This window comes from Stenotrophomonas sp., from assembly GCF_032103445.1.
Taxonomy (GTDB): Bacteria; Pseudomonadota; Gammaproteobacteria; order Xanthomonadales; family Xanthomonadaceae; genus Stenotrophomonas.
Window position 1 is genome coordinate 71,591 of the sequence record NZ_DAMDFR010000002.1, and the last position, 13,734, is coordinate 85,324.

General features: G+C 67.1%; 14 protein-coding genes. 11 read left to right on the top strand and 3 right to left on the bottom strand.

The window, feature by feature from the left end:
• Positions 1 to 21: 21 nt before the first annotated feature.
• A complete protein-coding gene (locus RT551_RS01295) occupies positions 22 to 912 on the top strand; it encodes an alpha/beta fold hydrolase (protein WP_313455146.1) in 891 nt (296 codons plus the stop codon).
• Between the two features lie 13 nt (positions 913 to 925).
• Here the strand turns inward: RT551_RS01295 and RT551_RS01300 are convergent, their stop codons facing one another.
• Positions 926 to 1,795, bottom strand: coding sequence for a LysR family transcriptional regulator (locus RT551_RS01300; protein WP_313455148.1), 870 nt, complete (start codon positions 1,793 to 1,795; stop codon positions 926 to 928).
• A 91-nt stretch (positions 1,796 to 1,886) separates the two neighbouring features.
• Between RT551_RS01300 and RT551_RS01305 the strand changes: the two genes are divergently transcribed.
• Entirely contained in the window at positions 1,887 to 2,834 is a 948-nt protein-coding gene (locus RT551_RS01305) for an AEC family transporter (protein WP_313455149.1), read from the top strand.
• Positions 2,835 to 2,840: 6 nt separating this feature from the next.
• On the opposite strand, the gene RT551_RS01310 is transcribed toward RT551_RS01305, so the two are convergent.
• Positions 2,841 to 3,194: a YkgJ family cysteine cluster protein gene (locus tag RT551_RS01310; protein WP_313455150.1), complete on the bottom strand. Its 354-nt coding sequence runs from the start codon at positions 3,192 to 3,194 to the stop codon at positions 2,841 to 2,843.
• Between the two features lie 103 nt (positions 3,195 to 3,297).
• Here RT551_RS01310 and oleC point away from each other — a divergent pair, with 103 nt between their 5' ends.
• From oleC to RT551_RS01340, 6 genes are all read left to right on the top strand, one after another.
• A complete protein-coding gene (gene oleC / locus RT551_RS01315) occupies positions 3,298 to 4,953 on the top strand; it encodes an olefin beta-lactone synthetase (protein ID WP_313455151.1) in 1,656 nt (551 codons plus the stop codon).
• Complete coding sequence (gene oleD, locus RT551_RS01320; RefSeq protein ID WP_313455153.1) at positions 4,950 to 5,960, top strand: 2-alkyl-3-oxoalkanoate reductase; 1,011 nt, start codon at positions 4,950 to 4,952, stop codon at positions 5,958 to 5,960. The genes oleC and oleD overlap by 4 nt, the downstream gene beginning before the upstream one ends.
• A gap of 61 nt (positions 5,961 to 6,021) precedes the next feature.
• Positions 6,022 to 6,177, top strand: coding sequence for a DUF1328 domain-containing protein (locus tag RT551_RS01325; RefSeq protein WP_311193390.1), 156 nt, complete (start codon positions 6,022 to 6,024; stop codon positions 6,175 to 6,177).
• A gap of 260 nt (positions 6,178 to 6,437) precedes the next feature.
• Positions 6,438 to 7,079 carry an SCP2 sterol-binding domain-containing protein gene (locus tag RT551_RS01330; protein ID WP_313455155.1) on the top strand — a complete coding sequence of 214 codons (642 nt, stop codon included), beginning with the start codon at positions 6,438 to 6,440 and terminating at the stop codon, positions 7,077 to 7,079.
• Positions 7,076 to 8,734, top strand: a complete 1,659-nt coding sequence (gene ubiB / locus RT551_RS01335; RefSeq protein WP_313455156.1) for a ubiquinone biosynthesis regulatory protein kinase UbiB — start codon at positions 7,076 to 7,078, stop codon at positions 8,732 to 8,734. The genes RT551_RS01330 and ubiB overlap by 4 nt, the downstream gene beginning before the upstream one ends.
• Positions 8,731 to 9,468 (top strand): pseudouridine synthase, encoded by a 738-nt coding sequence (locus RT551_RS01340; protein ID WP_313455157.1) that lies wholly within the window; start codon positions 8,731 to 8,733, stop codon positions 9,466 to 9,468. Before ubiB ends, RT551_RS01340 begins: the two co-directional genes overlap by 4 nt.
• Positions 9,469 to 9,480: 12 nt before the next feature.
• Here RT551_RS01340 and RT551_RS01345 read toward each other — a convergent pair whose 3' ends face one another.
• Positions 9,481 to 10,032 carry a DUF2059 domain-containing protein gene (locus RT551_RS01345; RefSeq protein WP_313455158.1) on the bottom strand — a complete coding sequence of 184 codons (552 nt, stop codon included), beginning with the start codon at positions 10,030 to 10,032 and terminating at the stop codon, positions 9,481 to 9,483.
• A 184-nt stretch (positions 10,033 to 10,216) separates the two neighbouring features.
• Between RT551_RS01345 and arfB the strand changes: the two genes are divergently transcribed.
• From arfB to dcp, 3 genes are all read left to right on the top strand, one after another.
• A complete protein-coding gene (gene arfB / locus RT551_RS01350; protein ID WP_311193394.1) occupies positions 10,217 to 10,648 on the top strand; it encodes an alternative ribosome rescue aminoacyl-tRNA hydrolase ArfB in 432 nt (143 codons plus the stop codon).
• Between the two features lie 46 nt (positions 10,649 to 10,694).
• Positions 10,695 to 11,255 (top strand): lysophospholipid acyltransferase family protein, encoded by a 561-nt coding sequence (locus tag RT551_RS01355; RefSeq protein ID WP_313455272.1) that lies wholly within the window; start codon positions 10,695 to 10,697, stop codon positions 11,253 to 11,255.
• 129 nt (positions 11,256 to 11,384) lie between these two features.
• The gene (gene dcp / locus RT551_RS01360; protein WP_313455159.1) at positions 11,385 to 13,541 is read left to right on the top strand and encodes a peptidyl-dipeptidase Dcp; all 2,157 of its coding nucleotides are present in this window, start codon (positions 11,385 to 11,387) and stop codon (positions 13,539 to 13,541) included.
• Positions 13,542 to 13,734: the final 193 nt, after the last annotated feature.

Genomic DNA, 13,734 nt, shown 5'->3' on the forward strand with positions numbered 1-13,734 from the left:
CCTTTTTACAGGTGCGATCCGATGTCCCAGCTTCCCGGTTACCCCGCCCATCCGCAGCGTTTCGACGTCCGCCCCGGCCTGTCGATGAGCTATCTCGACGAAGGTCCGCGCGATGGCGAAGTGGTGGTGATGGTGCACGGCAACCCGTCGTGGAGCTATTACTGGCGCACGCTCGTGGCCGGCCTGTCGGACAAGTACCGCTGCATCGTGCCCGACCACATCGGCATGGGGCTGTCGGACAAGCCGGATGACAGCCGCTACGAATACACCCTGCAGTCGCGCGTGGACGACCTGGATGCGCTGCTCAAGCACCTGGGCATCACCGGCCCGGTGACCCTGGCGGTGCACGACTGGGGCGGCATGATCGGCTTCGGCTGGGCGCTGTCGCACCATGCGCAGGTGAAGCGTCTGGTGGTGCTCAACACCGCCGCCTTCCCGATGCCGGCGGCCAAGAAGATGCCGTGGCAGATCGCGCTGGGCCGGCACTGGAAGATCGGCGAGTGGATCATCCGCACCTTCAACGCGTTCTCCAGCGGTGCCTCCTGGCTGGGCGTGGAGCGCAAGATGCCGGCCGATGTACGCCGTGCGTATGTGTCGCCGTACAACAGCTACGCCAACCGGATCAGCACCATCCGCTTCATGCAGGACATTCCGCTGAGCCCGGCCGACCAGGCCTGGTCGCTGCTGGAGCGTGCCGGCCAGGCGCTGCCGTCGTTCGCCGACCGTCCGGCGTTCATCGGCTGGGGCCTGCGCGATTTCGTGTTCGATCATCACTTCCTGAAGGGCTTCCAGACCGCGCTGCCGCAGGCACAGGTGCACGCATTCGAGGATGCCGGGCACTACGTGCTGGAAGACAAGCACGAAGTGCTGGTGCCGGAGATCCGCGCGTTCCTGGAGCGCAATCCGGTGTGACGACCGTTGGTCGTCACCCGACGCACGCGATCAAATGCGGCAGCGCTGGGTTCAAATTCCCCACCCGCCAGAACACCACCTGCTGCACCCGTGGCGCGTCCTTCAACGCCACAAAGGCCACCCCAGGGACGCCCAGCCGGCGCAGTGACGCCGGCACCAGCGCCACGCCCAGCCCTTCACCCACCAGGCTGATGATGCTCTGCTGCAACTGCACCTCCAGCCGGATCTGCGGGCGCAGCCCTTCGCGCGCGAAACAGGCGTCAATCGCCTCGCGCAGGGTCGGCACCACATCCGCAGGCGCGGTGATCAACGCCTCATCCGCCAACTGCGCCACTTCAAGCTGACGCCGTCGCGCCAGCGGGTGCGCGGCCGGCAGCGCCACGCACAGCGGCTCCTCGAACAGCGGCTGCAGCGCCAGCCCATGCAGCTCAGCCGGCGCAAAACCAATCCCCGCATCCAGCTCGCCCTCGCGCACGCCCTGCAGCAGGGCCAATGGCAGCGCCTCGCGCAGGCGCAACTGCACCTGTGGATGCGCGGCAATGAAGCGCCGGGCCAGCGGCGGCACCGAGCTGTGCGCCGCATGCATCATGAAGCCCACGCGCAGCTCGCCGAGCTCACCGGCGGCCACCTGCTGCGCACTGCGGCAGGCCTGTTCCAGCCCGACCAGCACGTCGCGTGCATCCTGGGCGAAGCGCGTGCCGGCGGCAGTCAGCCGCACATGGCGCGAGTCGCGTTCCAGCAGGGTCACCCCGAGCGCCTTCTCCAGCCCGGCAATCTGCCGGCTCAGCGGCGGCTGGGTCATGTGCAGACGTTCTGCGGCCTTCCCGAAGTGCAGGGTGTCGGCCACGGCCAGGAAACACTGCAGGGCGCGGATGTCGATCATGCACAAAGAGTATCGCTGAAGGCCGATAAAAGCATTGGAAGGTATTGATACCGGCGCGTAGCCTGCAGCGCACGCTTCCAGGGAATTCCCCATGTTGTCCGTGCTGGCCATCGTGCTGCCCATCTTTGGCCTGATCTTCGCCGGCTGGCTGGCCCGCCGCAGTGGTGCGCTGGGGCCGCACTCGACCTCCGAGCTGAACCGCTTCGTGGTCTATCTGGCGCTGCCGGCGCTGCTGTTTGACGTGGTCGCCAACGCCCATTGGCAGGCGTTGTGGAATCCCGGTTTCCTGCTCAGCTTCGGTGGCGGCACCGCGTTGGTGTTCGCCGGCACGGTGCTGCTGCAGCGCCGTCGCGGCCAGCCACTGGCCGACGCCAGCATCGATGGCCTCAACGCCGCCTACGCCAACACCGGCTTCATCGGCTTTCCGCTGGCGGTCGCCGTGCTAGGCACTGCGGCGCTCACCCCCACCCTGGTGGCGACCCTGCTGACCGTGTGCGTGCTGTTCGCGCTGGCCATCGTGCTGGTTGAAACCGGCCTGCAGCGCGAAATGCGCCTGCACCACCTGCTGTGGAAGGTCACCCGGGCCCTGCTGCGCAATCCGCTGGTACTGGCCCCGCTGCTGGCACTGCCGCTGATGGCCACCGGCACGCACCCGCCGGCTCCCGTGCAGACCTTCCTGAAGCTGCTGGGGGGCGCGGCATCGCCGTGCGCGTTGATCGCACTGGGGCTGTTCCTGGGCGAGCGCCGCAACGTGCCCGAGGGCACCGGACGCACCGCGATGGGGTTGGGTACGGCCAAGCTGCTGCTGCAGCCGCTGCTGGTCTGGCTGCTGGCCACCCAGGTGTTCCACCTCGACCCGGTGCTGACCCACGCCGCCGTGCTGCTGGCCGCGCTGCCGACCGGGACCGGGCCGTTCATGCTGGCCGAGTTCCACCGCCGCGAGGCTGGCACCACCGCCGCCACAGTGCTGGGGACCACCCTGGTGTCGGTGCTGACCCTGACGGTGTACCTGACCTGGGTCGGGCCGAGCGCCGGGTAGGGTGGTTCAGTCCTTCAGCGGCCAGTCGGCCGGGGTCAGCGCCGGCATGCCGAACGCTATGCGGGCCTTGTCGCACTGCGGACTGGCCTTGCCGTACTCCCACGACGCATCGACCTCACGGCACACGCTGGGCCGGTTGGGGTGGATGCTGCAGCGGGAATAGACCCCGATCTCCGCGTCCAGTGCGACGCACCGCACCGGCTTGGAATGGGTGCCGCGCATGCACAGCCGGTGCGGATCCAGCACTTCGGTCAGTTCATGGGGCACGCCGCCAGGAGTGACTTCGTCCGATTCCATCCAGTGGAAGGCCACGCGGTACTGGGTGCAGCACGCGCCGCAGGTCATGCAGGGATGGACCATGAATGCCGGCCTTCGGGCGGCGGAGAGCGGGAGGGGAAGGGCGCGAATTTTCCACGGCGGCGGCCGCCGCGCAAGAATTTTCTGCAGCGGCGACAATGAACGGATGAACAGCCCCACCAATATCGCCGCGCGCCTGCCCGAACTGGCCCGCGAACGCCCCCACCAGATCGCCATCCGCTGCCCCGGAAAGCCCGGCCCCACGGGCATGGCGCGCTACGACGTGACCCTGGATTACCGCACCCTCAATGCCCGCAGCGACGCCATGGCCGCCGGGCTGGCTGCCTACGGCATCGGCCGTGGGGTGCGCGCGGTGGTGATGGTGCGGCCCTCGCCGGAGTTCTTCCTGCTGATGTTCGCGCTGTTCAAGAACGGCGCGGTGCCGGTGCTGGTCGACCCCGGCATCGACAAGCGCGCGCTCAAGCAGTGCCTGGACGAGGCCCAGCCGCAGGCCTTCATCGGCATCGGCCTGGCCCATGTGGCAAGGCTGGTGCTGCGCTGGTGCCCGGGCGCGAAGACCCTGGTCACCGTCGGCCGACGCTGGGGCTGGGGCGGCACCACCCTGGCCCAGTTGGAGGCGCAGGGAGCCCGTGCGCCGCAGGCGATCGCCGCCACCGACGGCGAGGACGTCGCCGCCATCCTGTTCACGAGTGGCTCCACCGGCGTACCCAAGGGCGTGGTTTACCGCCACCGCCACTTCGTGGGGCAGGTAGACCTGCTGCGTTCCGCGTTTGGCATGGAAGCAGGTGGCGTGGATTTGCCGACCTTCCCGCCGTTCGCCCTGTTCGACCCGGCGCTGGGCCTGACCTCGGTGATTCCGGACATGGACCCCACGCGCCCGGCCAAGGCCGACCCGCGCAAGCTGCACGACGCCATCGCGCGCTTCGGGGTGACCCAGCTGTTCGGCTCGCCCGCGCTGATCCGGGTGCTGGCCGACCACGGCCAGCCGCTGCCTGGCGTGCGCCGGGTGACCTCGGCCGGTGCGCCGGTGCCGCCGGACGTGGTGGCGCGCTTCCGCCGCCTGCTGCCGGACGACGCGAAGTTCTGGACTCCATACGGGGCCACCGAGTGCCTGCCGGTGGCCGTGGTCGAAGGCCGCGAGCTGGAAAACACCCGCGAGGCTACCGAGCATGGCGCGGGCACCTGCGTCGGTCGCGTGGTCGCGCCCAACCAGGTGCGCATCATCGCCATCGACGACGCGCCGTTGCCGCTGTGGACGCAGGCACGCGAAGTGGCCACCGGCGTGGTCGGTGAAATCACCGTCGCCGGCCCCACCGCCACCGACAGCTACTTCAACCGCCCGCAGGCCACCGCCGCGGCCAAGATCAGCGAAACCCTGGCCGATGGCAGCACCCGCGTGGTGCACCGCATGGGCGATGTCGGTTACTTCGACGAACAGGGCCGGCTGTGGTTCTGCGGACGCAAGACCCAGCGCCTGGAAACCGCGCAGGGCCCGCTGTACACCGAACAGGTGGAACCGGTGTTCAACACCCTCGAAGGTATCGCCCGTACTGCGCTGGTGGGCGTGGGGGCCGCCGGCCAGCAGGTGCCGGTGCTGTGCTACGAACTGAAGCCGGGCGTGACGGATTCGCCGGCGTTGCAGCAGCGCCTGCGCGCGCACGCGCTGGCACACCCCGGCACTGCACGCATTGAACATTTCCTGCCGCACCCCGGCTTCCCCGTCGACATCCGTCACAACGCCAAGATCGGCCGCGAAAAGCTGACCGTCTGGGCCACAACCCGCATGGAACAACACGCATGAAGATTCTGGTCACCGGTGGTGGTGGTTTCCTCGGGCAGGCGCTGTGCCGTGGCCTGGTCGAGCGCGGGCACGAGGTCCTCAGCTTCAACCGCGGCCATTACCCGTCGCTGGCGGCGATGGGTGTCGGTCAGATCCGCGGCGACCTCGCCGACGCCGAGGCCGTGCGCCATGCCGTGGCCGGTGTGGACGCGGTGTTCCACAACGCGGCCAAAGCCGGCGCATGGGGCAGCTATGACAGCTACCACAAGGCCAACGTGGTAGGCACCGACAACGTGATTGCCGCGTGCCGCGCCAACGGCATCGGTCGGCTGGTCTACACCTCCACCCCCAGTGTGACCCATCGCGCCACGCATCCGGTGGAAGGGCTGGGCGCGGACGAAGTGCCGTACGGCGAGAACTTCCAGGCCCCGTATGCCGCGACCAAGGCGATTGCCGAGCAGCGTGTGCTGGCGGCCAACGACGCGCAGCTGGTCACCGTGGCACTGCGCCCGCGCCTGATCTGGGGGCCGGGGGACCAGCAGCTGGTGCCGCGTCTGGCCGAGCGCGCACGTGCCGGTCGCCTGCGCTTTGTTGGTGACGGTACCAATCTGGTCGACACCACCTACATCGACAACGCCGCGCTGGCCCACTTCCAGGCCTTCGATCACCTCGCGCCCGGCGCGGCCTGCGCCGGCAAGGCGTATTTCATTTCCAACGGCGAACCGCTGCCGATGCGCGAGCTGCTCAACAAGCTGCTGGCCGCGTCGGGTGCACCGCCGGTGGAGAAGTCGATCAGCTTCAAGACCGCGTATCGCATCGGTGCGGTGGCCGAGCGTCTGTGGCCGTTGCTGCGGTTGAAAGGCGAGCCGCCGATGACGCGCTTCCTTGCCGAGCAGCTCTGCACGCCGCACTGGTACAGCATGGAGCCGGCGCGTCGCGACTTCGGTTATGTGCCGCAGGTGAGCATTGACGAAGGCCTCACGAGGCTGAAGGCTTCATTGCGCGATGAGGTTGCCGTCACTCGCTGAACACCGGCAAATCGAGACTATGGCAGCACGCCAATCCGGCACGCACCACGCGAGGATCGACATGCTGCACTACGCCGTAGTTTTCTTTGTAATCGCCATCATTGCGGCGGTGCTCGGTTTCTCCGGCATCGCCGGTGCCGCCAGCAACATCGCCTGGATCCTGTTCGTCGTATTCCTGATCCTGGCCGTGATCTCGATGTTCCGTAAGCGTACGTAGTACCCGCAGCACCTGCCTCGACGGCAGTGCGGCGGGCACCTCTCTCCTGCCCGCCGCACTGCCGCGGTAGAGCCACGCCTTGCGTGGCTTTTGCCATTTCTGGGGTCACCTCACCTGCGCCGCTTCGACCCACCCGGCCACCCCTGTAGAGCCACGCCATGCGTGGCTTCGACCCACCCAACACCGCGCGCAGCCACGCAGGGCGTGGCTCTACGGCCCAGGTGCACCCGCCATTCAAGGCCCGCAGGTAGAATGGCCCCATGCCCCGCTCCCTGCTTTCCTCCCTCAAGCCCCTGGCCGGCAATGCCCTGCAACTGGCATTGAACCGCACCCTGGCGCTGGACCCGGACACCCGCCACGCGCTTTCCACGCTGGATGGCCGCCACATCGCCCTGACCCTGGAGTCACCCTCGCTGGCGATGCGCATCGGCGTCGACGGTGATCGCCTCACCGTTGGCCCGGTCGACCCGGGCCAGGAACCGGATCTGGCCGTGCGCAGCACGCTGGGCGGGGTGCTGGCGCAGTTGCCGCTGATCGCCAACGCCCGCCGTGGCGGCGACGCCCCGGCCGGGCGGGTCAAGGTTTCCGGCGATGCCGAACTGGCGCGTCGGCTGCAGCAGCTGGCCAGCCGCTTCGACCCGGACTGGCAGCTGCCGTTCGTACGCGTGTTCGGCGAAATCCTGGGCGTGCAGATAGCCAATACGCTGCGCTCGGCCCTGCAGCATGCGCGCCGTGGCGCGTCCGATCTGGCGCACACCGCCGCTGAATTTGTCACCGAGGAGTCGCGCGACGTGGTACCCCGAGCAGAACTGGATGCCTTCCATGACGATGTGGACGTGATGCGCGACGACGTCGAACGCCTCGCCGCCCGCGTGCAGCGCCTGCAGCAGGTGCGCGCATGAAGGCGGTGTTCCGCGCCAGCCGCATCGGCCGCGTGATCCTGCGCTATCGCCTGGATGATCTGTTACAGGGCACCCCCGTGGAGCGCTGGCTGCGCCTGGCCAAGCCGTTCGTGCCGCGTGCCTCGGCCGACATCGCCGCGCAATCGCGCGGCGCACGCCTGCGCCTGGCGCTGCAGGACCTGGGCCCGATCTTCGTCAAGTTCGGGCAGATCCTGTCCACTCGCCGCGACCTGATCCCGGCTGATATCGCCAACGAACTCACCCTGCTGCAGGATCGGGTGAAGCCGTTTGACGGAGACACCGCCCAGCGCATCGTCGAAGCCGCGCTCGGCCGTCCGGTCAGCGAGGCCTTCGCCAGCTTCGACCTGCAGCCGCTGGCCTCGGCCTCGATCGCCCAGGTGCACGCCGCCACCTTGGCCGATGGCCGTCAGGTGGTGGTCAAGGTGCTGCGCCCGGATATCGAGAAGCAGATCGACGCCGATATCGCCCTGCTCAAGTCTGCTGCCGCCCTGGTCGAACGCACCCATCCGCGCGCTGACAAGATCCGCCCACGCGAAGTGGTGGCCGAGGTGGAAAACACCCTGGCTGCCGAGCTGGATCTGCAGCGCGAAGGAGCCAACGCCAGCGTGCTGCGCCGATTCTGGATGGACTCGGACGACCTGTACGTGCCCGAAGTGATCTGGAGCCACACCGCCGAACGCGCGCTCACCCTCGAGCGGGTGTGGGGCATTCCGTCGGATGACATCGCCGCACTCGACAAGGCCGGCATCGACCGCCAGGCACTCGCCGCCAAGGGCGTGCGTGTGTTCTACACGCAGGTGTTCCGCGACAACTTCTTCCACGCCGATGCGCACGCCGGCAACATCTGGGTCGACACCGATCCGGCCCGCCGCGACAACCCGCGCTTCATCGCGCTGGATTTCGGCATCATGGGCCAGCTGTCCGAAGAAGATCAGTACTACCTGGCCGAGAACTTCATGGCCATCTTCAACAAGGACTACCGGCGCATGGCCGAGCTTCACGTTGAAGCCGGCTGGATGCCCAACAATGTGCGCATCGACGAACTCGAAGCGGCGGCGCGCTCGGTGTGCGAACCGTACTTCACCCGTCCGCTGTCGCAGATTTCGCTGGCCGAAGTGCTGATGAAGCTGTTCCGCGTGGCCCAGCGCTACCAGCTGACCCTGCAGCCGCAGCTGATCCTGATGCAGAAAACCCTGCTCAACATCGAAGGCGTGGGCCGCCAGCTCGACCCGCAGCTGGACATCTGGGCAGTGGCGCGGCCGGTGCTGGAACGCATTCTGCGCGAACGCTACAGCCCGCGCCGGGTGCTGAAGGAGTTGCGCAAGCGCCTGCCGGAAATCATGACCCACACCCCGGACATGCCGCGCCTGGTGCACGCCTGGCTGAAGCAGCAGGTGGAGGGCGACCATGAACTGTCGATGCGTTCGGTGGATCTGGTCGCACTGAACGACAACCTGCAGAAGCTGCAGAAACGCGCCGTGGCGGCGATTGCCGGCGTCGGCCTGCTGATCGTGGCGGCTGTGCTGTACGGCATGCAGCCGGGCGGCTGGTACTTCGGTGACGCGCCGCTGCTCAGCATTGCCAGCGGCGCGGCCGGACTGTTCTCGCTGGGGGCAGCGTGGTGGCGGCGGTGATCGCAGTGGAAGACGCATCACCCGCCATCGACACGCCTGTGGCGCTCCCGCCGCTGCAACTGCTTCACCTCGACGAGCGCCTCGCCGTGGTCAACAAGCCCGCCGGGCTGATGGTCCATGACAGCAAGCTGGCCCGTGGCGAAGACGATTTCCTCGCCGACCGCCTGCGCGAGCAGCTGGGCAAGCCGATCTTCCTGGTCCACCGGCTCGACCGTGCCACCAGCGGTTGCCTGCTGCTGGCGTTTGATCGCGAAAGCGCCGGCACCCTCGGCAAGGCGCTGATGGGCGGCGATGTCACCAAGGATTACCTGGCGATCTGTCGCGGCTGGCCGGCCGAGGAAGCATTCACCGTCGACCACGACCTGGACGGCGGCCCGGGCAAGCCGGTGAAGAAGCAGGCCATCACCCATTTCCAGCGCGTGGCGGTGGGTGAGATCGCGGTGCCGGTGGGTGAGTTCCCGACCTCACGCTATGCGCTGCTGCGCTGCCAGCCGCAAACCGGGCGCTTCCGCCAGATCCGCCGGCACCTCAAGCATCTGTCGCATCACCTGATTGGCGATACCAGCCATGGCGATGGCCGGCACAACCGCAGCTTCCGCATGCAGGGCATCCACCGCATGCTGCTGCACGCCGAACGCCTGCGTTTCCCGCATCCAGACGGCGGCCTGATGGACGTCAGCGCGCCGGTGGATGGGGAATTCGGCAAGGCGATGGACCTGTTCGGCTGGCGGTAAATCCGCGCGTCGTTATTTGCCGGCGGGTGCCGCCGCCGGTGCCGGTTGTTCATTCACGATCGCCTCGAGATCCTTCTGCAGGTCCACGAACAGCGGCTGCATCCGTTCCTGGATCGCCACCATCACGTTCTGCATCAGCGCCGGGGTCTTGTCGAGCAGGCTCTGCCCGGCCGAGCTCTCGTAGAACTCCGCCATCGCCAGCACGTCTTCCTTGCTGAAGGTTTTCTTGTACAGGTCCACGTACATCGGCCGCAGCTGCTGCCACGACAGCGCCTGGCGGATGGTCTGGTTGGTGCGCTGTTCGATGCGCTGCAGCTGCGCGCGCTGGGTCTCGTCCAGCTGACGCTGCTGCGCCACCTGCTCGAACTGCTGCCGTTGCATCGCTTCAATCTGCGGCAGCATGGTGTCCAACATGCTCTGCGCGCGCGAGGCGGCCAGCAGGCGGTTGATGTCGGCGTCGGTCGGCGGCGCGGCCAGGGCCGGCGCAATCACGGCCAGGCTCAGGGCCAGGCCCAGCATCAGGCGGGTCAGGCCACGGCGGGCCGGAAGGCGGATCAGGGTCATGTCGGTGCGTCCTGCAGTACGGAAAGCCCGAGCATACCCGGCTGGCGTGCATGACGCGGTAGTGCGCGCGCGAGCCAATACGTGACGATAGTCACCCGGTTGTGGCCTGTTACCCACCCATTCGATACCAATGGCGTACGTTCCAGTCACCAAAGGCGGCGATCCAGCCTTTACAATGCCGCCCATGGGAAATGGGCCTGTCACCATCAACGCGCACCTGACGATTCCGGACTCGGAACTCGTCGAACGCTTCGTGCGCGCCAGTGGGGCCGGCGGCCAGAACGTGAACAAGGTTTCCACCGCGGTGGAGCTGCGTTTCGACGTGGCCGGCTCGCCGTCGCTGCCCGAAGCGCTGCGCACGCGCCTGCTGGCGCGCCGCGACCGGCGCATGACCGGCGAGGGCGTGCTGGTGATCGACGCCCAGCGTTTCCGCACCCAGGACCGCAACCGCGAAGACGCCCGCGAACGCCTGGCCGCCTTCATCCAGGCCAGCCTCAGCGTGCCCAAGGCACGGGTGGCGACCAAGCCCTCGTTCGGGGCCAAGATGCGCCGTCTGGACGCCAAGAAAGAGCGCTCGCAGATCAAACGCGCGCGCACCACACGCAATTGGGAGTGATTGCTTGAACAACCCACATCCGCTGGTTCCGGCCATTCCGCCGAACATGCCGCAGGTCGAACCCAGCCGTTTCTGGCGCTGGGCCGCGCGCTGCGCGCTGCGCCTGGGTGGCTGGAAGATCCAGGGCACGCTGCCGAACGTGCCCAAGCTGGTGATGATCGTCGCCCCGCATTCGTCCAACTGGGACGGCTACTGGGGCATGGCGGCCAAGATCGCCATGGGCCTGCAGGTGCGCGTGCTCGGCAAGGCCTCGCTGTTCTGGTGGCCGCTGGGGCCGCTGCTGCGCAAGCTGGGCGTGATTCCGCTCGACCGCAGCTCGCCGCAGGGCACCGTGGAGCAGGCCGTGCGCCTGATCCGTGAGTCCGACAAGATGTGGTACGTGATCACCCCGGAAGGCACCCGCAAGAAGGTCGAGCACTGGAAGGCCGGCTTCCTGAAGATCGCGCGCATGGCCGATGTGCCGGTGCTGGCCGCGTATTTCCATTACCCGGAAAAGATCATCGGCCTCGGCCCGGTGTTCCATTCCACCGGCGACGACGTGGCTGACATGGCCACTATCCGCGAGTGGTACCGCCCCTGGCAGGGCAAGAACCGCGGCACCGTCTGAGTCTTCACGCCGGCACCCGGGGCCGGCACAGCCAGATGCCACGTCCGGCACATGCCGGCAACGGCCAATGGGAGTAGGGTGATCGGCTGCAACTTTCTGCAGCCGCACCTCTTCCCAGGAGCCCGTTTCATGTCGCGTACCGTCATTCTGGCCGCCGCCATCAGCCTGGCGCTGGCCGCTTGTTCCGGCAAGGAGTCCACCCCCGTGACCGATGCCCAGACCCCCGCTGCCCAGCAGCCGGCCGATGCCTCCACCAACCCCCTGTTGAGCGCCAGCACCCTGCCGTTCCAGGCCCCGCCGTTCGACCGCATCAAGGACAGTGATTACCTGCCGGCCTTCAACGAAGGCATGAAGCAGCACCTGGCCGAAGTGCGCAAGATTGCCGACAACACCGAACCGGCCACCTTCGACAACACCATCGAAGCACTGGAGCGCAGTGGCGAAACCCTGACCCGCGTCTCGCGCGTGTTCTTCGGCATCGTCCAGGCCGACACCAACGACGCGCGCCAGAAGATCCAGGAAGAAGTGGCCCCGAAGCTGGCCGAGCACCAGGACGAGATCAACCTCGACCCGAAGCTGTTCGCCTGCATCAAGACCATCTACGACCAGCGCGAGTCGCTGGGCCTGGACCCGGTGCAGAAGCGCCTGGTCGAGCGTGACTACCAGGAATTCGTACGCGCCGGTGCGCAGCTGAACGACGCCGACAAGGCCACCCTGCGCAAGCTCAACGTGGAAGAAACCACGCTGGCCACCAAGTTCCACACCCGCCTGGTCGCCGCTACTGCTGCAGCCGCTGTGGTGGTGGACGAAAAGGCCAAGCTGGCCGGTCTGAGCGAAGAAGAGATCAACACCGCCGCCGCCGATGCCAAGGCCCGCAACCTGGAAGGCAAGTTCCTGCTGCCGCTGCAGAACACCACCCAGCAGCCGGTGCTCGCCTCGCTGAGCGACCGCGACCAGCGCGCCGCCGTGCTGAAGGCCTCGGAAACCCGCGCCGAGCGTGGCGATGCCAACGACACCCGCGAAACCGTGCAGCGCCTCGCCCAGCTGCGTGCACAGAAGGCCAAGCTGCTCGGCTTCGACAACTACGCCGCCTACAGCCTGGCTGACCAGATGGCCAAGACCCCGGCCGCCGCGACCAAGCTGCTGACTGACACCGTGCCGGCGGCCACCGCCAAGGCGCGCGGCGAGATCGCCGAAATGCAGAAGGTGATCGACGCCCAGAACGGTGGCTTCAAGCTGGCCGCTTCGGACTGGGACTTCTACGCCGAGCAGGTCCGCAAGGCCCAGTACGACCTCGACGAATCGCAGATCAAGCCGTACTTCGAGCTCGACAACGTGCTGCAGAACGGCGTCTTCTACGCCGCCACCCAGCTGTACGGCATCACCTTCAAGCCGCGCACCGACATTCCGACCTATCACCCGGACATGAAGGTGTATGAAGTGTTCGACAAGGACGGCACCTCGCTGGCGCTGTTCTACACGGATTACTTCAAGCGCGACAGCAAGTCCGGTGGCGCGTGGATGGACGTGTTCGTCGAGCAGAACGGCCTCACTGGCGACAAGCCGGTGGTATACAACGTGTGCAACTTCACCAAGCCCGCCGCCGGCCAGCCCGCGCTGCTCAGCTTCGATGACGTGACCACCATGTTCCATGAGTTCGGCCATGCGCTGCACGGCATGTTCTCGAACGTGAAGTACCCGTCCATTGCCGGCACCAGCACCTCGCGCGACTTCGTCGAGTTCCCGTCGCAGTTCAACGAGCACTGGGCGCTGGACCCGAAGGTGTTCGCCAACTACGCCAAGAACTACAAGACCGGCGAGCCGATGCCGCAGGCGCTGGTGGACAAGATCATGAAGGCCCGCACCTTCAACCAGGGCTATGCCACCACCGAATACCTGTCGGCCGCGCTGCTCGACCTCGCCTGGCACACCCAGCCGGCCGACGCGAAGCTGCAGGACGTGGGTCCGTTTGAAGCGGCCGCACTGAAGAAGTTCAAGGTCGACCTGCCGCAGGTTCCGCCGCGTTACCGCACCACCTACTTCGACCACATCTGGGGCGGCGGCTACTCGGCCGGTTACTACGCCTACTTCTGGGCTGAAGTGCTGGACCACGATTCGTTCGAGTGGTTCAAGGAACACGGTGGCCTGACCGCAGAAAACGGCCAGGTCTTCCGCGACAAGATCCTCTCGCGCGGCAACAGCGTGGAACTGGCCGACTTGTACCGCGAATTCCGCGGCAAGGATCCCTCGGTGGAACCGCTGCTGGTGAATCGCGGTTTGAAATAATCGCGTGATGGATTGACACACGAACGGCGGGGGAAACCCCGCCGTTCGTGTATGTGGTGCTCTGGCTCTGGCTCTGGCCCTGGCCCTGGCCCTGGCTCTGGCTCTGGCTTTGGCTCTGGCTTTGGCTTTGGCTTTGGCTTTGGCTGTTGCTGTTGCTGTTGCTGTTGCTGTTGATTTGGCTGTTGCTTTGGTA